Source organism: Paracoccus hibiscisoli (genome assembly GCF_005048265.1).
GTDB classification, from domain to species: Bacteria; Pseudomonadota; Alphaproteobacteria; order Rhodobacterales; family Rhodobacteraceae; genus Paracoccus; species Paracoccus hibiscisoli.
The window spans coordinates 58,223-76,490 of the sequence record NZ_SUNH01000021.1; the positions used below are offsets into that span (position 1 = coordinate 58,223).

Consider the following 18,268-nt stretch of genomic DNA (forward strand, 5'->3'; position numbering starts at 1 on the left):
GTGATGAAAAGCCCCGACGCCCGGCGCCGGGGCCGTCCGGTCATTCGGGCGGCTGCTCGGGCGGGCGCTTGCGCAGGGCTTCGGCCACGCCATCCTCGCAGACGGTGCGGTCGACCATGGGCACCCCGGTCCGGAACGCCGCGCGGCCGATCAGATGCGCCGCGACCGGCGCCGTCAACAGCAGGAACAGGATGGCCGCCACCGCGCGGGCGATCACCGTGCCCTCGGCAAAGGCGATGGCCACGGCGACCAGGATCAGCCCCGACCCCAAAGTGCCCGCCTTGGTCGAGGCATGCATCCGCGTCAGCAGGTCCGGCAGGCGCAGCACGCCCAGGCCCGCAGCCACCGCAAAGATCCCGCCGGAGATGACGAAAAACGATACGACAAGCTCTCCGATCATGTCAGCTCCTCCGCCTTGAGCAGGATGCGGCGTTCCAGATAACGGGCCAGGCACACGGTCGCCAGAAAGCCCACCAGCGCCAGAACGACCGCCACGTCCAGAAAGCCCGCGCTGCGCGATTGCAGAGCCGCCAGCCCGCCGAACGAGACAAGCTGCACCGTCATCACGTCCAGCGCGACGATGCGGTCGGCCAGCGTGGGCCCGCGCACCAGCCGGATGGCCGCGAAGGTCACGCCCAGGATGACCAGGGCGAAACCGAACAGAATTGCATAATCCAGGATTGTCATGGTCCTACTCCGTCGCCTCGCGCACCCAGACCTCGAAGCGGTCGCGGATCTGCGCGCGGATCGCATCGGGGTCTTCGCCGAACATCGCGTGGATATACAGCATCTTGCGGTCCTCGGAGACGTCCAGGCTGAGGGTGCCCGGCGTCAGCGAGATGAAATTGGCCAGCAGCGTGATCTGCAGGTCGGTCGTGACCGTGATCGGCACCGCGATCAGGGCCGGGTTGGACGCCTGCCCCGGCGTGAACACGTCCGCCACCACCGGCAGCGAGCTGACCACCAGCTCATAGACGAACATCACGATCAGCCGCGCCCAATAATACAGCCGCAGGAAATAGCGGCCGGTTTCCGGAAACAGCGGGCGCACCAGCCACATCGCGGCCAGACCCACCAGGAACCCGGTCAGAAGCCCGCCCAGGGTCAGGCTGCCGGTCAGCGCGACCCAGGCAAAGGCCAGCACCATGTTGATGGCAAAGAGGTTCATGGCTGCACCCCTAGAACGGTCGTGACGTAATCGGTCGGATCAAGCAGCTGGTTGGCCGAGCGTTCGGCGAACTGCACGAAGGGCTCGGGGAAGAGGCCGATCAGGCAGGTCAGTGCGGCCAGCGCGACGATGGGCAGCATCAGCGCCACCCGGTCGAAGGTGGGAAGGTCCGACAGGCGCGGCTTGATCCCGTCGGGATGCGCGGGCCAGAAGGCCGAGCCCCAGATCTTGGTCATCGAGAAGATCGTCAGCAGGCCCACCCCCAATGCCACGCCCGCGACGAACCACATCTCAAGGTCCAGCGCGGCCTTGACCACGACATATTTCGCCCAGAACCCCGACAGCGGCGGAAAGCCCGCCAGAGAGAAGGCCGGGATCAGGAACAGGAAGGCCAGCAGCGGCGCATGGGCGTAAAGGCCGCCGATGCGCGCCAGATCGGTCGATCCGGCGATGCGCTTTGCCACGCCCGCGACAAAGAACAGGTTGGCCTTCACGATGATGTGGTGGACCAGATAGAAGACCGCGCCCATCAGGCCCAGGGGCGTGTACAGCGCCAGGCCCAGCACCATGTAGCCGATCTGGCTGATGATGTGGAACGACAGGATGCGGCGGAAATCGTTCATCGCGGCCGCGCCCAGAACGCCCGTGACCATGGTCACCACCGCCAGCCACAGCAGGATGGTGTGGGTGAAGGCCACGTCCTGATCAAAGATCAGCGTGAACATGCGGATCAGCGCATAGACGCCCACCTTGGTCAGCAGGCCCGCAAAGATCGCCGACACCGCGACGGGCGGCGTGTGATAGGAGGCGGGCAGCCAGAAGAACAGCGGGAACATCGCCGCCTTGACGCCAAAGGCCACCATGAACATCACCGCGATGGTGGTCAGCAGGCCGGTATTCTCGACCCCGCGCACGGCCAGGTGCAGGTCGGCCATGTTCAGCGTGCCGGTCAGGCCATAAAGCAAACCGATGCCCGCCAGGAACATGATGGTCGAGACCAGGTTCAGCATCACGTATTTGATGCCCCCGTCCAGCTGTTCGCGCGTGCCGCCCAGGACCAGCAGGCCAAAGCTGGAGATCAGCATGACCTCGAACCAGACATAGAGGTTGAACAGGTCGCCCGTCAGGAAGGCGCCGACGACGCCGACCATCAGCATCTGCAGCAGGGCGTGAAAGCCCAGACGCTCCATTCGCTCGGGGATTTCCGACAGGGTGTAGATCACGGTGGCAAGGCCCGTGATGGCGGTGATGACGACCATCACCCCGCCCAGCAGGTCGGCGACCAGCGTGATGCCGAAGGGCGCCTGCCAGTTCGACATCTGGGCTGCGACGACGCCCTGCTCCAGCACCTCGGCCATCAGCATGATCGACGCCATCAGCAGCGCGACCGTCCCCGCGACCGAGATCCAGCGCCCGGCCGGGCTGTTGCGGAACAGATAGGCCAGCACGCCCGTCAGCAGCGGGATGATGATCGGATAGACAAGAAGCCAGCTCATATCCCGGCCTCCTGCCCGGTGGCGGGTTTGGCGGGGTTGGCCTTGCCCATGCCCAGCCTGCCGGTATCCAGCTTGGATTCGTCGGCAGGTTCGGCCACGCGCATCTCGTCGCTGTTGACGGTGCCCAGGGTCATGTAGGTCCGGTAGACCAGCGCCAGCGTGAAGGCCAGCAGGCCAAAGCCGATGACGATGGCGGTCAGGACCAGCGCCTGCGGCAGCGCGTTGGCGACGACGCCGGTGGGCGCGTATTCGCCCGCGTCGATCAGCGGCGGCGCGCCCGCGGTCAACCGGCCGCCGGTGAAGATCAGCAGGTTGACCGCGTTCGACAGCAGGACCAGCCCGAACAGGAACCGCAGCACATTGCGGTCCAGCATCAGATAGACCGAGGTGGACACAAGCACCCCGATGGTGATGGCAAGCAGCAGTTCCACGTCAGATCTCCTGTTCCATGGCAAAGACCAGGGTCAGGATGCCGCCAAAGACAGCCATGTAGACTCCGATATCGAAAACCAGAACGGTGGACAACGGGATATAGCTGTCGCCGTCCTGAAACAGGAACAGCCACTGTCCGGTGAAGAACGGATCGCCCGCGAAACCCGCGCCCAGGCCCGCCAGCGCCGCGACGCCCACGCCCAGGATGGCCAGGTTCGACGGGTCGATCCGCAGCGCCGCACGCGCCTCGTCGACCGAGGTCGCGATGGTATAGAGGATGAACGCGGTCGCCCCGATCAGCCCGCCGATGAAGCCGCCGCCAGGCAGGTTGTGCCCGCGCAGCAGCGCATAGATCGAGAACATCAGCAGCAGGGCCGCCAGCAGGCGCGTAGTGGTCGTCAGGATCAGCGACTGCATCTCAGCTCTCCTCCTCGGGCTTGCGGCGGGTGGACATGCCGCGCAGCAGCGCGAATGCCGCGATGGCCGCGATGGCGACGACGGTGACCTCGCCAAAGGTGTCCAGGGCGCGGAAATCGACCAGGATCACGTTGACGATGTTGCGGCCATAGGCCTCGGGATAGGAGGCCGCCTCGAAGAAGGTCGTCAGGCGACGGTCGAAATCGGTGGCCAGCACCGAGATCATCAGGAAGGTCGTCACCAGACCCATGCCGCCCGCGATCATCGCGTGACCGGCGCGGAAGGTCGCCTTGGAGCGGCGCGGCAGATAGGGCAGCCGCAGCATCACGACGCTGACCAGCACGACGACCAGAACCTCGACCAGCAGCTGGGTGATGGCCACGTCGGGCGCGCTGAACATGATGAAGATCAGCGCGACGCCGATGCCCGTCACCCCCATGGCCGCCACGGCGGTCATGCGGCTGTGGGTCCAGACCGTCAGCATCGCGCCCGCCGCGATCAGGCCCAGCACGGCCCATTGCACGGGATGGATGCCCTCGGTCGTCAGGCTGAGGCCCGACCGGAATGCGCCCTTGATCAGATAGGTGCCGCCCACCAGCACAACGAAGGTGCCAAATGTCACCGCCATATAGCGCTGCAGGCTGCCGTTCTGGATCAGGCGCGTCTGCCAGGCGGCAAAGGCCTTGAACCCCTCCAGCAGCCGGTCCCAGCCCGCATCGAAATCGACGGGGTTGCGCGCCTCGAAGGCGGCCAGGCGGGTGCGGATGGCCTCGTGCCGGCGATAGACCAGCCAGCCCGCCAGGAAGGTCAGCAGCGACAGGATCAGCGCCATGTTGACGCCGCCCCACAGGTACAGATGCACCTCGCGGACCTCTCCGAAGACGGCATGGGTGGCGGGGCCGACCAGGTAATAGCCCAGCACGCCCGGCACCAGACCGAAGATCAGCGACAGCGCGCCCAGGACCAGCGGCCCGGCCAGCATCGGCCAGGGGCCCTCATGCGGCTCGGTGGGGGTCGGGCGCAGATCGCCCCGGAAGGGCTTCAGCGCGACGATGCCGCCGACCGCGAACATCATGACGGATGCAGCAAAGGCCATGATCGTGACCCAGAACGCGCCGAACCCCTCCAGGCCCAGACCGGCCTTGTACATGAATTCCTTGCCGATAAAGCCGACCATGGGCGGGATGCCCGCCATGCTGATCGCGGCCAGGGCTGCCGCCAGACCGGTCAGCGGCATCGCCTTGGACAGGCCGCCCAGCACGCCCGCCTCGCGGGTGCCGGTGGCATGGTCCACGATGCCGATCATCAGGAACAGCGCCGCCTTGTAGAGCGAATGCACCACCAGGAACAGCATCGCCGCCATGATCGCGTAATGCGTGCCCGCCCCCAGGAACATCGTCAGCGTGCCAAGCGCCATCAGCGTGGTATAGGCCAGCACCTGCTTGATGTCGGTCTGGCGCATCGCCATGACCGAGGCAAAGACCGCCGTCACGCCCCCGAACAGCGTCAGGATCCAGAACCACGCATCCGTCCCGCCCAGGGCGGGGTTCATGCGCGCCATCAGGAAGATGCCCGCCTTGACCATCGTCGCGCTGTGCAGATAGGCCGACACGGGCGTCGGCGCGGCCATCGCGTTGGGCAGCCAGAAATGGAACGGCACCTGCGCCGATTTGGTGAAGGTCCCCGCCAGGAACAGCAGCAGGATCGCCAGATACCAGGGATGCGCGCGCAGCATGTCGCCCTGAGTCAGGATCTCGGACAGCTGGAAGGTGCCCGCGACATTGCCCAGCACGATCATCCCGCCCAGCAGGATCAGCCCGCCCGTCCCCGTCACCAGCAGCGCCTGCAGCGCCGAACGCCGCGACTTGGCGCTGTCGGCGTTAAAGCCGATCAGCAGGTAGGAGGCGATGGTCGTGATCTCCCAGAACACGAACAGCATGATCAGGTTGTCGGCCAGCACCAGCCCCAGCATGCCCACCATGAACATCAGCAGATAGCTGACGAACCGCGGATAATCGGGATGCTGGCCCAGATAGCGCGCCGAATACAGCGTGACCGCGGCGCCGATCCCGGTGATCAGCAGCACGAAGGTCATCGACAGGCCGTCCAGCAGCACCGACAGGTTGATGCCCAGAGACGGCACCCAGTCGATGCCGTGGACCTGTGGCCCCAGCGCAATCTGGGGCAGCAGCCCCAGGAAATACAAAAACAGGATCGACGGGAACGCGATCGAGATCCAGCCCGCAGCCCCCCCCATCACGCGATCCACCTTGGGATAGTCGTCAGCCATGTCTCGAACCCTTGTCGCGGCATGCAATTGGCGTCGGGTCTTAGCACCGTTTCCCGGCGGAAAACAGCCGCCCCGGCACAGGAAAACCTCCGTCCCGCGCGAAAAGCGCCGATCGCAGCCGCGCTGTCGCCTCGTGCATACGCGCGCCCTTGTAAATAAGTCGCGGTTTCGTCCCGACCCGGCGCGCAGAGTGCCGCCAGCCCCCGATCTGCGGCATTTGGTCGCGAGCGTATCGGTCAGAAAAAACGCTTTCGGTTCGGGCGTTTGGGCGCGGTTGTGGCACCGGGCAATGGGCGTCGGGATCGACGGGGACTTGTGCGGATGGCGCGCTTGCGGTTCATTCGGGGCCAGACGTGGCGGAACGATCCGCCGCTGATTCGCGACATTCGACGAAGGGGACATTCCATGCAGCTCGCCCAGGACCGCCTTGCGGGTCACAGCCTTGCCGCCAAGACCGGCCTCACCCTGGCCGCGGCCGCGCTGATCGCGCTTGGCGCCAAGGTGCAGGTGCCGTTCTGGCCGGTGCCCATGACCCTGCAGACGCTGGCGGTGCTGGTGATCGCCGCCGGTCTGGGGCCACGCCTCGGCCTGGCGGCGATGGGGGCCTATATGGCGGCGGGCCTGGCCGGGCTGCCGGTCTTTGCAGGCTCGCCCGAGCGCGGTTTGGGGCTGGCCTATCTGGCCGGGCCGACGACCGGCTTTCTGATCGGCATGGCGCTGTCCATGGTCGTGACCGGCGCGCTGGCGCAGGGTCGCGGCCTGGGGATGCGGGCCGTCGCGATGATCGCGGGCACCGTCGCCATCTATGTGCCCGGCCTGATCTGGTTGTCGGCCTTTGTGCCCGCAGACCGGCTGCTGGCCGTGGGCGTCGCGCCCTTCATCCTAGGCGACATGGTCAAGATCGCGGTCGGCGCGCTGGCGCTGCAGGCCATCACCCGCCGCCGCTGATCCGGCGACCAGACTGACGGCACGGGGCCTTTGCGGGCCCCGTCTTGCTGTCCGATCCTGCGCAGGCGGCGCAGATGCGGGCTTTCCCCGCGCTGCGCCCAGGGCCAGACTGGCCCGACGCCGCGCAGGAGGACCGCCATGACGCCACCGCTTTCCCCCCAGACCATCGCCCGCATCGAGGACAGCTTTCGCGCCCAGGGCCTGATGCGCCACCTGGGCGCCGAGATCGCCGCGATCCGCCCCGGAGAGGTGGTCCTGCGCCTGCCCTTCCGCCCCCAGCTGACGCAGCAGATGGGCTATTTCCACGCAGGCGGCACCGCCGCCCTGGCCGACAGCGCCGGGGGCTATGCCGCGCTGACGCTGTTTCCCGAAGGCCAGGACGTGCTGACCACCGAATTCAAGCTGAACCTGCTGAACCCCGCGCAGGGCGAGGCGCTGGAGGCGACGGGACGGGTGGTGAAATCGGGCCGCACGCTCAGCGTGTGCCAGCTGGATGTCCATGCCCTGCGGGACGGGGCGCGCGTCCATGTGGCCACCGGGCTGCAGACGCTGATCGGCGTGGCGCTGCGCGCGCCCTCGTGACACCCCCGGATCGTTAGCGTAAACAGCCCCCAACATTCGCCGGAGGAAAAGGGGACGCGATGGCACAGGCACAGATCGGGTTGATCGGGCTGGGGACGATGGGGGCGGCGCTGGCGCTGAACATCGCGGAAAAGGGCTTTCCCATCGCGGTGTGGAACCGCACGACCGAGGTCACGCACCGCTTTGCCGAAACGGCGGGCGAGCTGGCCCCCCGCGTCATCGCGACCGACACGCTGGAGGCGCTGGTCCAGGCGATCACCCCGCCCCGCGCGATCATCCTGATGGTCCCCGCCGGAGAGGCCGTGGACGCCCAGCTGGACGCGCTGGCGCCGCTGCTGGGGCCGGACGATCTGGTCATCGACGCGGGCAATGCCGATTTCCACGACACCAACCGCCGGGACGAGGCCGGGCTGCCGTTCCGCTTCCTCGGCATGGGTGTGTCGGGCGGAGAGGAGGGCGCGCGCCACGGCCCCGCCATCATGGGCGGCGGCGAGGCGGCTGATTGGGACCGCGTGGCCCCGGTGATGACCGCGATCGCCGCGCGGGCCGATGACGGCACCCCCTGCGCCGCGCGCATGGGCGATGCGGGCGCGGGCCATTTCGTCAAGATGGTCCATAACGGCATCGAATATGCCGACATGCAGATGATCGCCGAGGTCTATGGCCTGATGCGCGACGGCATGGGCCTGGAGGCCCAGGCGATTTCCGACATCTTTGCCCGCTGGAACGAGGGCACGCTATCCAGCTACCTGATCGAGATCTCGGCCAAGGTGACCGCGGCGCGCGATCCGCATACGGGCGCGGCCATGCCCGACGTCATCCTGGACCGCGCGGGCCAGAAGGGCACCGGCCGCTGGACCGCCATCGAGGCCCAGCACCTGTCAGCCCCCATCCCCGTGATCGAGGCCGCCGTGATGGCGCGCAACGTCAGCGCCCGCCTGGACGAACGCCAGGCCGGACAGGCCCGTTTCGGCGCGGCCCCCGGCCCCCTGTCGCTGGAGGCCGACGCGCTGGAACAGGCGCTGATCGCGGGCAAGATCCTGTGCTATGCGCAGGGCTTTACCATGATCGCCGGCGCGTCCGAGCGGTTCGGCTGGACGCTGGACCTGCCCCAGATCGCGCGCGTCTGGCGGGCGGGCTGCATCATCCGCTCGACCATGCTGAACGACATGGCCGATGCGCTGGCCGACGATCCGGCGCGCAACCTGATCATGGCGCCCTTCTTCGCCGACCTGATCGAACGCGCCATTCCCGCGCTGCGCCAGGTCGTGTCGCAGGGGATCGCGGCGGGCCATGCCCTGCCCGCCCTGGCATCGGGGTTGATGTGGTTCGACATGATGCGCACGGCGCGCGGCACGGCGAACATGATCCAGGCACAGCGCGACTTCTTTGGCGCGCACGGGTTCCAGCGGCTGGACGGCATCGACGACAGCCACGGCCCCTGGGGCCGCCAGGCCTGAGGCTCAGCCGCGCGGGCGGCTGATGTCGCCCAGGGTCAGGACCGGCGATGCGTCGATGCCCTGGGCATTCAGCATCGCCGCCACCCGCTCCAGCGATGCGACCAGCATCGCCTGTTCCCAATCATGCAGGGCGTGGAACCCGGTCACGAAATGCTGCTGCAGCGCATCGGGCGCCTCGCGCAGCGCGGTCAGCCCGGCATCCGTCAGCAGCACATGCAGCTGGCGGCGGTCCGTGCTGGAGCGCTGGCGTTCCGTCAGGCCCAGCTTGTCCAGCTGATCGACCAGCGCCGTCACCGTGGCCTGGCTGACGCCCATCCGGGCGGCCAGTTGGGTCGGGCTGGCGCGGCGGTCGTCATGGGCCGACAGGATCTGCAGCACCCGCAGCTTGGCCGGGGTCAGGCCCACGGCCTGCGCCAGGTCGCGCTCATATTGCTCGGTCGCGCGCAGGATGCGGCGCAGGGCGATCAGGGCCGCATCGGCGCGGTGGGTGGCGGGGGTGCTGCTCATGCCCGATTCTATGCCACCCCACCCCGGACCTGGGCAACGACATTTTGCCTCGCGAACCTTCGCGGTCACGAAACCGTGCGCCCCCCACGGGTTTTTCGCTGTGATCTTGGTCACTTGGCTGACCTTGCGCAGGAAAACCCGTGAACGGTTGAAACCATGGCCCGTTTCGTTTAGTTAGACACCCGAAGCAATTGAGGACCACGCCCCCATGCCCAAGGATGTGCAGGACATCGCGCGACACGACCCGCTGACCTTTCGCAAGCCCGACCCGACCGATGGCGCCGCCATCTGGGACCTGGTCCGGCAGTGCAAGCCGCTGGACGAGAATTCGATGTACTGCAACCTGGTGCAGGCCGACCATTTCCGCGACACCTGCGTGGTGGCGGAACGCAACGGTCAGATCGTGGGCTGGATCTCGGGTCACATGATCCCGAACGAGGACGCGCTGTTCATCTGGCAGGTCGCCGTCAGCCCGGCGGCGCGCGGTCTGGGGCTGGGGCGGCGCATGCTGACCCATCTGCTGGGCCGCCCCGACTGCGCCACGGCCCGCTGCCTGAACACCACCATCACCCGGGACAACGACGCCTCCTGGGGTCTGTTCCGCAGCCTGGCGCGGCATCTGGGCGGACAGCTCAGCGACGACCCCCACTATACGCGCCACGCGCATTTCGACGGTCGCCATGCGACCGAGCACATGGTCACGATCACCCTGCCCGCCGACGCGATCCACGCGCGCGCCGCCTGATCTTGGTTCATCCATCTAAGCATTCTGACAACGCACATCGTGCGAAAGGACATCTCATGCCCAAAGACATGACGATCCACACCTCCGACACCGCCATCTTCGAACGCCGCGAAAGCGCGGCACGGTCTTATTGCCGGGGGATTCCCACGGTCTTTGCCTCGGCCAGCGGGTCGATCATGCGCGGCGCCGACGGGGCCGAGCATATCGATTTCCTGGCCGGCTGTTCGTCGCTGAACTATGGCCACAACGACCCGGACATGAAGGCCGCGCTGATCGCGCATCTGACCGCGGACGGCATCGCGCATGGCCTGGACCTGCACACCACCGCCAAGGCCGCCTTCCTGGACGCGTTCGAAAGCCACATCCTGGCCCCGCGCGGCATGGATCACCGCGTCATGTTCACCGGCCCCACCGGTGCGAACGCGGTCGAGGCGGCGATGAAGATCGCCCGCAAATCTACGGGCCGCACGAATATCGTGGCCTTCACCAACGGCTTTCACGGCGTCACGATGGGCGCGCTGGCGGCGACCGGCAACGGCTATCACCGCGGCGGCGCGGGGATGGAGACGCAGGGCGTCACCCGCGTGCCCTATGACAACTATGCCGACGGGTTGGACAGCGCGGCCCTGCTGGACCAGATGCTGTCGGACAATTCGGGCGGCATCGACGCCCCCGCCGCGATTATGCTGGAGACCGTGCAGGGCGAAGGCGGCCTGAACGCCGCATCGGCCGAATTCGTGCGCGCGGTGGCCGATATCGCCAAGCGCCACGGCGCGCTGCTGATCCTGGATGACATCCAGGCGGGTTGCGGCCGCACCGGCAAGTTCTTTTCCTTTGAGGAGATGGGCGTGATGCCCGATCTGGTGCCGATGGCGAAATCGGTGTCGGGGTTCGGCCTGCCCATGGCGCTGGTTCTGGTGCGCCCTCAGCATGACGTGTTCGGCCCCGCCGAGCATAACGGCACGTTCCGCGGCAACACCCACGCCTTTGTCACCGCACGCGTCGCGATCGAGAAGTTCTGGGCCGACAGCGCCTTTGAGGCCGATCTGTCCCGCCGCGCCGCCTTGATCGAGACGCGCCTGACCGAGCTGGCCAGCCTGATCCCCGGCGCTTATCTCAAGGGGCGCGGCTTGATGCGCGGCGTCGATGTCGGCACCGGAGAGCTGGCCGGCGCCATCTGCAAGCGCGCCTTTCAGGGCGGTCTGATCATCGAGACCTCGGGGAACGAGGATCAGGTCGTCAAGGTGCTGGCCCCCCTGACCACGCCCGATGCACTGCTGTCGCGCGGCTTTGACATCCTGCTGGATGCCGCCCGCGACGTGCTGTCCACCACCAAAATTGCTGCGGAGTAAGCCCATGATCGTTCGTGATTTCTACAAGTTGAAGGACACCGACCGCTCGGTGTCGGACAAGCACTGGAATTCGGTGCGCATGCTGCTGGCCGATGACGGGATGGGGTTCTCGTTCCACATCACCACCCTGGCCGCGAATTCCGAACACACCTTCCACTACAAGCACCATTTCGAGAGCGTTTACTGCATCTCGGGCAAGGGCTCGATCACCGATCTGGCGACCGGCGAGACGCATCAGATCACCCCCGGCGTGATGTATGCGCTGGACCAGCACGACCACCACACGCTGCGCGCCGAGGAGACGCTGGTCATGGCCTGCTGCTTCAACCCGCCCGTGACCGGCACCGAGGTCCACCGCGAGGATGGCAGCTACGCCCCCGCAGGGACGGGCTGAGCCATGAGCCACACAGTCGAGAAGATCGGCGGCACCTCGATGTCGCGGGTCCATGAGCTGCGCGACACGCTGCTGATCGCGGACCCCGCGCATCCCTATGGCCGCATCTTTGTGGTGTCGGCCTTTGGCGGCATCACCGACCTGCTGCTGGAGCACAAGAAGTCGGGCGAACCCGGCGTCTATGCGGCCTTCGCCAGCGGCGAGGAGGATCACGGCTGGCTGGCCGCGCTGGACCGCGCGCGCCAGGCCATGACCGACGCGCATCGCGTCGTGCTGGACCATCCCGGCGATCTGGAGCGTGCGGATGCCTTTGTCCGCGACCGTCTGGTGGGCGCACAGAACTGCCTGATCGACCTGCAGCGGCTGTGCTCCTACGGGCATTTCCGGCTGGCCGAACACATGCTGCACACCCGAGAGCTGCTGTCCGGCCTGGGCGAGGCGCATTCCGCCTTTGTCACCACGCTGATGCTGCAGCGCGCGGGCGTCCAGGCGCGCTTTGTCGACCTGTCGGGCTGGCGCGACACCGACGACCTGACCTTGGAACAGCGGATCAGCGGCGCCATGGCCGGCGTCGATCCGCAGACTGAGATGCCCATCGTCACCGGCTATGCCCAGTGCCGCGAGGGGCTGATGCGCGAATTCGACCGGGGCTATTCCGAGGTGACGTTTTCACGCCTGGCCGCCCTGACCGGCGCGCGCGAGGCGATCATCCACAAGGAATTCCACCTGTCCTCGGCCGATCCCCGTCTGGTCGGCACGGATGCGGTGCGCAAGCTGGGGCGGACGAATTACGACGTCGCCGACCAGCTGTCGAACATGGGGATGGAGGCGATTCACCCCAAGGCCGCCAAGACGCTGCGCCAATCGGGCGTGCCGCTGCGCGTGACCAACGCCTTCGAGCCCGACGACCCCGGCACGCTGATCGACGACCAGCCCGCCACCGCGCCCGCGGTCGAGATCGTGACCGGCCTGAACGTCTTTGCGCTGGAGCTGTTCGAACAGGACATGGTCGGCGCCAAGGGCTATGACGCGGCCATCCTGGAGGTGCTGACCCGCCACAAGGTCCGTATCGTCAGCAAGGTGTCGAACGCCAACACGATCACGCATTACGTCGACAGCAGCCTCAAGGTGCTGCGCCGGGTCGAAAAGGATCTGAACGACCGCTATCCCTCGGCCTGCGTGTCGTCGCGGGCGGTGGCGATGGCGGCGGCGATCGGGCGCGATCTGGACGGCCTGGCGGTGCTCAGCCGCGGGCTGAACGCGCTGGCCGCTGCGGGGCTGGAGGCGATGGGCGCGACCCAGGGTCCGCGCGCCGTGGATGTACAGTTCATCGTCGAACGCGACGCACTGGCGGGCACCATCACCGCCCTGCACGCGGCCCTGGTCGAGGACCGGACGGTCCAGCTGTCCACCGCCGCGTGACGAAAAAGGGCGCCCCCGGGGGCGCCCTTTTTACAATGGTGTGCGGGTTCAGCGCTGGATGGCCTCTCCGGTCACCGGGTCGATGCGCACGCGCACCTCGCGGTTGTCGGAGGTGCGGTATTCGATGTCGTAATAGCCGTCATCGTCCCAGTCCACCTCGTCGAAATGGCCCAGATCCGTGCCCAGATCGGCCTCGATCCCGGCCAGAATCTCGGAGAGCGGCTTGGAATCCGCGGGGGGCACGTCCTGCGCCATCAGCGCCGACGGGGCGATCATCAGGGCCAGTGCGGCCAGCGGGCGAAGCGTCATGGGAAATCCTCTTGTTGCGAATCGCTGTGGCTGTTCAACCCGCCCCACGCGCCCCGGGTTCCGGGCCTTGCGAAGCGCGATCCCCTACCCTATGTTGAAGGGGTCGGAAGCAATTCCGACTATGGACATAAACGCGCTCGTAATAAGCGGATCGGACCCGGGGGCGGTACCCGGCGACTCCACCAAACAACCCTTCATTGGGGGCGAATGGGGTCGAAACAGGATCGACGAACGTCTAAAGGGGTTATGCTTTGTCTCGGTGAGCTACTACCGTTATCGGTGCAAAACGTACAGTTGCCAATGACAACCGTGCTCCGGTCGCGCTGGCTGCGTAAGCAGTCCGCAAGATCGAAACCTAAGCCCTTGCGCCTAGCAGCGTAAGGCGGGGCCCGCAGGAGCCTGGCAACAGAATCCTGCACCTTACCTTATTTGAACAGGTTCGTCGGGAATTCAGGGTCCCTTAACGTCTGTGGGATAGCCTTTGCACGTTCGCCAGCGGCACGTGAAAGGATCAAGCGGTGACCGACCCCCAGACCAACGACCCCATCCAGCTCGAGGCGAGACTGGATTTCCTGGGTCTTGACGCAGAAACACAGGCGCGGCTGAGGGCACTGGCCCCTCAGGTCAATGCTAGCGTCGGCCCCGCCCTTGCACAGTTTTACACCAAGGTCTCCGCCACCCCCGTCCTGCGCCAGCATTTCCGCGACACCGCCCATACCGAAAGCGCCCGCGACAGCCAGGCCCGCCACTGGTCCCGGCTCATGGCCGCGAATTATGGCGATGACTATGGCCAGGCCGTGCGCCGCATCGGGGCGGTCCATGCCCGCATCGGGCTTGAGCCGCGCTGGTACATCGGCGGGTACGGGCTGGTCCTGGACCACGTGGTGCGCGACCTGCTGCGCGACCGCCGCACGGTGACCGCCGCCAGCCGCGCGCGCCTGGCCGCCGACATCTCGGCGCTGATCCGTGCGGCGCTGCTGGATATCGACCTGTCGGTCTCGACCTATCTGGAACAGATCGACGGACGCCGCAAGGAGGTCGAGGATGCGCAGCAGCAGGCGTTCGAGGCCCTGTCCACGGCATTGGGCCGTCTGGCCGAGGGCGATCTGACCACCCGGCTGGACCCGGTCCTGTCGGCGCGCACGCGGTTCAACGACACGGTCGAGCGGCTGGCCGACATCATGGGGTCGGTCCGCCATTCGGCCGGCCAGATCGGCAACGGCACCGGAGAGATCGCGGCGGCCTCGGACGATCTGGCCCGGCGCACCGAACAGCAGGCCGCCAGCCTGGAACAGACCGCCGCCGCGCTGAACGAGATGACCGAAGCCGTCCGCGATTCCGCGACCCGCAGCCGCCAGGCAGAGGAGATGGCCGCCCGCGCCCGCCAGGTCGCAGCCCATGGCAGCCAGATCATGGACCAGACCCGCACCGCCATGGCCGACGTGTCCGCCAGCGCCGGAGAGATGGGCCAGATCATCGGCGTCATCAGCGAGATCGCCTTCCAGACCAACCTCCTGGCCCTGAACGCCGGCGTCGAGGCCGCCCGCGCCGGAGATGCGGGCCGCGGCTTCGCCGTCGTCGCCGCCGAGGTCCGCGCCCTGGCGCAGCGTTCGGCCGAGGCCGTGCGCACGATCCAGACGCTGATCGACCGCAGCGTCCAGCAGACCACCCATGGCGTGTCGCTGGTCGGGGCCACCCACCAGGCGCTGACCGACATCATCTCGGTCTTTGACGAGATCGAGGGAACGGTGACCGAGATGGCCAGCACCGCGCAACGCCAGTCCCTCAGCATCTCCGAGATCAACAGCGCGGTTCGCTACCTGGATGACGTGACCCAGCAGAACGCCGCCATGGTCGAACAGGCCAATGCGACCAGCAGTCTTCTGAACGCCGAGGTCAAGGACCTGACACGGCTGGTGGGCAGCTTCACAATGGCCGACCATCCAGCCCGCGTCAGTTCTCCGCCGCTGCGGATGGCTGTCTGACAGGACATGGTTCGACGGATGGCCCCGACCGGGCCATCCGACCGCCACCGACCCGCTGCATAGCCCTGATGGTCAAGCGCGCCCACCAATCGGATAGCAGACCGCTACAGCAGAATGATCAGCAGCTTCGCCGCGCCCATCTTCTTGATCCTGCCGTCGTGCATGCACGCCCTGCGGTAATCCCCGTTAACCAGCGATGCAATCAAGCTTGCCCCGTGCCTGAGGCCTGGACGGGTTGGTGCGGGACGCAGTCCGGCAGCCTCGGTCAGGGTGTGGTACTGAAAGGTCCTGCTTGGCTGCTCAGTACGCAATGGCGAGACGGTGAAGAAGCGCAGAAGGCGTTCATCCTGAAGCAAGGCGAGGAAGGCACGCCGGTTGCGGAGATCTGCCGAAAGGCCGGGATCAACCAGGCGACCTACTTCAACTGGAAGAAACGGTATGGTGGCCTGCTGCCGGACGAGATGCGCCGGCTGAAGGCGCTTGAGGTCGAGAATAGTCGGCTCAAGAAGATCGTGGCGAACCTGACGCTCGACCAGGAGATGTTGTGAGGCACGTCATCCGCCGAAAGCTCTGAGGCCTGAGCGGATGCGCGAGCTGGTTCACGGGATGTGCATCGATTGGGGCGCGTCGATACGCAGGGCTTGTGGGGCCCTGCGGTTCGACACCTCCACCTTCCACTACAAGTCCCGGCGCACCGATCAGGCGGCCGTCGAGAGACGGATCAGGGAAATCTGCGAAACGCGGGTGCGCTACGGCTATCGGCGTGTCCACGTCTTGCTGCGACGCGAGGGATGACCGGTGAACATCAAGAAGACCCGAAGGATTTACAATGACTTGGGTCTGCAGCTCAAGAACAAGAACCCGAAACGGCGGGTGAAGGCCAAGCTGCGCGATGATCGCCAGGAGGCTGTCAGGCCGAACGATGTCTGGGCCATGGATTTTGTTCATGACCAACTCGCCCTGGGCAACAAGCTGCGGATCCTGACGATCGAGGATACGCATTCCCGTTTCTGTCCAGCGGCCGACCCGCGCTTCACCTACCGCGGCGAGGATGTGGTCCGGACCCTGGAACGGGTCTGTGCCCAGGTCGGCTACCCCAGGACAATCCGGGTCGACAATGGCAGCGAATTTATCTCTCGCGATCTCGACCTGTGAGCTTATGCCAACGATGTCACCCTGGACTTCTCACGCCCTGGAAAGCCGACAGACAACGGCTTCATCGAGGCGTTCAACAGCAAACTTCGGTCCGAATGACTGAACGCCCACTGGTTCATGAGCCTTGCAGACGCGCAGGAAAAAAATGGAGGATTGGCGTAGACACTACAACCAGAACCGACCCCACAGCGCGGTCCGATATAACGTACCGATCGCCCTACATTATCCTGGCGGCGCAACCAGCCCGTCGCCATGATAAAGCCGGAAAACTCCAGCATCCGGCGGTCCAAGGTTGGGGAGCAGCGCAGGTTGGGGCGGAGTCTACCTCAGACTGGATGAGGCGGAGGGGGCAACGTCAACGTGCAGAGCGTATGCGGACGCCTGCGCCTCTGTCTGTGATAGACGCGATCATGCACTCCATCTCGGAGTCACCGGCCTTTACCAGCAGCACTATTAATCGGCGTGGCAATATCGCCGTCGTCCGCGCCAGAGATTACCTGACCCTCTTGGTTACCCCGCCACAGCGGAACCTTCGGGCCCACTCGGGAACGCCCGCTGGTCAGCATGGTATCCATGATCCGTCGCAATTCACGCTCTCTGCGTCGCGGGCCAAAAAGGCTGCATTGCGTAAGGGATGCGTGGGGGGAACTGCCATCCCTTTTTGCAGAGCGCTACAGGTTCGACCATAGAGATCCTCGCCGATCACCCTATGCAAGACGCAGCGCCCATTTTCACCAATGACGCCGTCGCATCGGGCAACCCGCGATCAGCTGAGGAAACCGTGTCAAAAGCAGCCGTAGCACCATGAGCCAGCACAAAGGTTCGCCGTACGGAAGCGTGCGGGTCCCCACATGCAGAGAGACCAGAGTGCCGAGGAGATCCCTTGATCGAGCACCCGATGCACTTGGCTCTGGCTCCACTGACCATCAGGGCCGCAGGTAACATGAACGCATTGTGCTGGGTGGAAATGGCACGCTGCCTTCCAGCCGTCCTCGTATCTGCCCCAATACTCCTTCAGGATCCAGACACGACCTCTCGCTACTCGGAGAAGTCAACCGCTTGCTGGCGCTACCGCAGGGTCGAGGGAACAGCCGACAAAAGGCCTTCAGCACTGCACATGACCTTACCCGGAAGGTCCGTATGAGAACGAAGGCTCTTCTGTTTCTACTAGATGGACGCTTGTGAGGGCGCGATGATCGTAGCTTGTCACATCGCTTTTGCCGTAAGCTGAAACGCGATCAAGGCATGACGTGGCCAACGCCTCGCCGTTGGTGATCAAAGAATGCATCTTGGTCCACCCGTGGCGGCGTCTGGTATCTTGCCGGTTAGCCCCATCAGCCGATGGACTAGATTGAAAGGATAGGCATCAGGAGAACACCTTAGCTCGTGTTGACAAAAGGGATTCACATCGCGGTGCGGGCATGATTCAAGCTGGTATCTGCGATCGAGACCAGCTTGGCACGAGACCTGATGTCGGATGAGGAATGGGCGTTCTTTGAACGGTTTATCCTGGCGGTCCGTGCGCCGAACGGGCGCAAACCGACCAACCACCGCCTTGTTCTTGATGGGATATTCTGGATCGCTCGCACCGGTGCCCCATGGCGCG

At 65.9% G+C, this 18,268-nt stretch carries 18 protein-coding genes, 1 other RNA gene and 1 pseudogene; 11 read left to right on the forward strand and 9 right to left on the reverse strand.

What is annotated here, in order from left to right:
- Positions 1 to 40: 40 nt before the first annotated feature.
- The 7 genes from mnhG to FA740_RS14735 are packed head-to-tail and all read right to left on the reverse strand — an operon-like array spanning position 41 to position 5,803.
- Complete coding sequence (gene mnhG, locus FA740_RS14705; RefSeq protein WP_136857525.1) at positions 41 to 400, reverse strand: monovalent cation/H(+) antiporter subunit G; 360 nt, start codon at positions 398 to 400, stop codon at positions 41 to 43.
- Positions 397 to 687 (reverse strand): MrpF/PhaF family protein, encoded by a 291-nt coding sequence (locus FA740_RS14710; RefSeq protein WP_136857526.1) that lies wholly within the window; start codon positions 685 to 687, stop codon positions 397 to 399. Before FA740_RS14710 ends, mnhG begins: the two co-directional genes overlap by 4 nt.
- A gap of 4 nt (positions 688 to 691) precedes the next feature.
- On the reverse strand, positions 692 to 1,168 hold the full coding sequence (locus FA740_RS14715; protein WP_136857527.1) for a Na+/H+ antiporter subunit E: 477 nt from the start codon (positions 1,166 to 1,168) through the stop codon (positions 692 to 694).
- Positions 1,165 to 2,664, reverse strand: a complete 1,500-nt coding sequence (locus FA740_RS14720; RefSeq protein WP_136857528.1) for a Na+/H+ antiporter subunit D — start codon at positions 2,662 to 2,664, stop codon at positions 1,165 to 1,167. Before FA740_RS14720 ends, FA740_RS14715 begins: the two co-directional genes overlap by 4 nt.
- Entirely contained in the window at positions 2,661 to 3,095 is a 435-nt protein-coding gene (locus FA740_RS14725; RefSeq protein ID WP_136857529.1) for a Na+/H+ antiporter subunit C, read from the reverse strand. Before FA740_RS14725 ends, FA740_RS14720 begins: the two co-directional genes overlap by 4 nt.
- A gap of 1 nt (position 3,096) precedes the next feature.
- Entirely contained in the window at positions 3,097 to 3,513 is a 417-nt protein-coding gene (locus tag FA740_RS14730) for an MnhB domain-containing protein (RefSeq protein WP_136857530.1), read from the reverse strand.
- Position 3,514: 1 nt separating this feature from the next.
- Positions 3,515 to 5,803, reverse strand: a complete 2,289-nt coding sequence (locus FA740_RS14735; RefSeq protein ID WP_136857531.1) for a putative monovalent cation/H+ antiporter subunit A — start codon at positions 5,801 to 5,803, stop codon at positions 3,515 to 3,517.
- A gap of 405 nt (positions 5,804 to 6,208) precedes the next feature.
- On the opposite strand from FA740_RS14735, the gene FA740_RS14740 reads away from it, so the two are divergent.
- From FA740_RS14740 to gndA, 3 genes are all read left to right on the forward strand, one after another.
- Entirely contained in the window at positions 6,209 to 6,751 is a 543-nt protein-coding gene (locus FA740_RS14740; RefSeq protein ID WP_136857532.1) for a biotin transporter BioY, read from the forward strand.
- 138 nt (positions 6,752 to 6,889) lie between these two features.
- Positions 6,890 to 7,333 carry a PaaI family thioesterase gene (locus tag FA740_RS14745; RefSeq protein ID WP_136857533.1) on the forward strand — a complete coding sequence of 148 codons (444 nt, stop codon included), beginning with the start codon at positions 6,890 to 6,892 and terminating at the stop codon, positions 7,331 to 7,333.
- Positions 7,334 to 7,392: 59 nt separating this feature from the next.
- Positions 7,393 to 8,793, forward strand: a complete 1,401-nt coding sequence (gndA, locus tag FA740_RS14750) for an NADP-dependent phosphogluconate dehydrogenase (RefSeq protein WP_136857534.1) — start codon at positions 7,393 to 7,395, stop codon at positions 8,791 to 8,793.
- Between the two features lie 3 nt (positions 8,794 to 8,796).
- Here the strand turns inward: gndA and FA740_RS14755 are convergent, their stop codons facing one another.
- The gene (locus tag FA740_RS14755; protein ID WP_136857535.1) at positions 8,797 to 9,300 is read right to left on the reverse strand and encodes a MarR family winged helix-turn-helix transcriptional regulator; all 504 of its coding nucleotides are present in this window, start codon (positions 9,298 to 9,300) and stop codon (positions 8,797 to 8,799) included.
- A 208-nt stretch (positions 9,301 to 9,508) separates the two neighbouring features.
- Here FA740_RS14755 and ectA point away from each other — a divergent pair, with 208 nt between their 5' ends.
- The 4 genes from ectA to FA740_RS14775 are packed head-to-tail and all read left to right on the forward strand — an operon-like array spanning position 9,509 to position 13,213.
- The gene (gene ectA / locus FA740_RS14760) at positions 9,509 to 10,045 is read left to right on the forward strand and encodes a diaminobutyrate acetyltransferase (RefSeq protein WP_136857536.1); all 537 of its coding nucleotides are present in this window, start codon (positions 9,509 to 9,511) and stop codon (positions 10,043 to 10,045) included.
- A gap of 56 nt (positions 10,046 to 10,101) precedes the next feature.
- Complete coding sequence (gene ectB, locus FA740_RS14765) at positions 10,102 to 11,397, forward strand: diaminobutyrate--2-oxoglutarate transaminase (protein WP_136857537.1); 1,296 nt, start codon at positions 10,102 to 10,104, stop codon at positions 11,395 to 11,397.
- A 4-nt stretch (positions 11,398 to 11,401) separates the two neighbouring features.
- Positions 11,402 to 11,791, forward strand: a complete 390-nt coding sequence (locus FA740_RS14770) for an ectoine synthase (RefSeq protein ID WP_136857538.1) — start codon at positions 11,402 to 11,404, stop codon at positions 11,789 to 11,791.
- Between the two features lie 3 nt (positions 11,792 to 11,794).
- Positions 11,795 to 13,213, forward strand: coding sequence for an aspartate kinase (locus FA740_RS14775; protein WP_136857539.1), 1,419 nt, complete (start codon positions 11,795 to 11,797; stop codon positions 13,211 to 13,213).
- Between the two features lie 48 nt (positions 13,214 to 13,261).
- Here FA740_RS14775 and FA740_RS14780 read toward each other — a convergent pair whose 3' ends face one another.
- Positions 13,262 to 13,522 (reverse strand): PepSY domain-containing protein, encoded by a 261-nt coding sequence (locus FA740_RS14780; protein ID WP_211243718.1) that lies wholly within the window; start codon positions 13,520 to 13,522, stop codon positions 13,262 to 13,264.
- Between the two features lie 63 nt (positions 13,523 to 13,585).
- Between FA740_RS14780 and ssrA the strand changes: the two genes are divergently transcribed.
- From ssrA to FA740_RS14800, 4 genes and pseudogenes are all read left to right on the forward strand, one after another.
- Positions 13,586 to 13,942: a transfer-messenger RNA gene (gene ssrA / locus FA740_RS14785) on the forward strand.
- Positions 13,943 to 14,040: 98 nt separating this feature from the next.
- The gene (locus tag FA740_RS14790) at positions 14,041 to 15,507 is read left to right on the forward strand and encodes a methyl-accepting chemotaxis protein (protein ID WP_136857540.1); all 1,467 of its coding nucleotides are present in this window, start codon (positions 14,041 to 14,043) and stop codon (positions 15,505 to 15,507) included.
- 296 nt (positions 15,508 to 15,803) lie between these two features.
- Positions 15,804 to 16,918: pseudogene (locus FA740_RS14795) on the forward strand (IS3 family transposase).
- A gap of 1,214 nt (positions 16,919 to 18,132) precedes the next feature.
- Positions 18,133 to 18,268, forward strand: a 136-nt coding sequence (locus FA740_RS14800; RefSeq protein WP_169306252.1) for a transposase, incomplete at its 3' end; no start/stop codon positions are given.

Bases quoted from the DNA above. Each gene is read 5' to 3' on its own strand.
- gndA (WP_136857534.1), top strand. From the start codon at position 7,393: ATGGCACAGGCACAGATCGGGTTGATCGGGCTGGGGACGATGGGGGCG.
- FA740_RS14740 (WP_136857532.1), top strand. From the start codon at position 6,209: ATGCAGCTCGCCCAGGACCGCCTTGCGGGTCACAGCCTTGCCGCCAAG.
- FA740_RS14745 (WP_136857533.1), top strand. From the start codon at position 6,890: ATGACGCCACCGCTTTCCCCCCAGACCATCGCCCGCATCGAGGACAGC.
- FA740_RS14770 (WP_136857538.1), top strand. From the start codon at position 11,402: ATGATCGTTCGTGATTTCTACAAGTTGAAGGACACCGACCGCTCGGTG.
- FA740_RS14720 (WP_136857528.1), bottom strand. From the start codon at position 2,664: ATGAGCTGGCTTCTTGTCTATCCGATCATCATCCCGCTGCTGACGGGC.
- ectB (WP_136857537.1), top strand. From the start codon at position 10,102: ATGCCCAAAGACATGACGATCCACACCTCCGACACCGCCATCTTCGAA.
- FA740_RS14755 (WP_136857535.1), bottom strand. From the start codon at position 9,300: ATGAGCAGCACCCCCGCCACCCACCGCGCCGATGCGGCCCTGATCGCC.
- FA740_RS14715 (WP_136857527.1), bottom strand. From the start codon at position 1,168: ATGAACCTCTTTGCCATCAACATGGTGCTGGCCTTTGCCTGGGTCGCG.
- ectA (WP_136857536.1), top strand. From the start codon at position 9,509: ATGCCCAAGGATGTGCAGGACATCGCGCGACACGACCCGCTGACCTTT.
- FA740_RS14780 (WP_211243718.1), bottom strand. From the start codon at position 13,522: ATGACGCTTCGCCCGCTGGCCGCACTGGCCCTGATGATCGCCCCGTCG.
- FA740_RS14775 (WP_136857539.1), top strand. From the start codon at position 11,795: ATGAGCCACACAGTCGAGAAGATCGGCGGCACCTCGATGTCGCGGGTC.
- FA740_RS14735 (WP_136857531.1), bottom strand. From the start codon at position 5,803: ATGGCTGACGACTATCCCAAGGTGGATCGCGTGATGGGGGGGGCTGCG.
- FA740_RS14710 (WP_136857526.1), bottom strand. From the start codon at position 687: ATGACAATCCTGGATTATGCAATTCTGTTCGGTTTCGCCCTGGTCATC.
- mnhG (WP_136857525.1), bottom strand. From the start codon at position 400: ATGATCGGAGAGCTTGTCGTATCGTTTTTCGTCATCTCCGGCGGGATC.
- FA740_RS14730 (WP_136857530.1), bottom strand. From the start codon at position 3,513: ATGCAGTCGCTGATCCTGACGACCACTACGCGCCTGCTGGCGGCCCTG.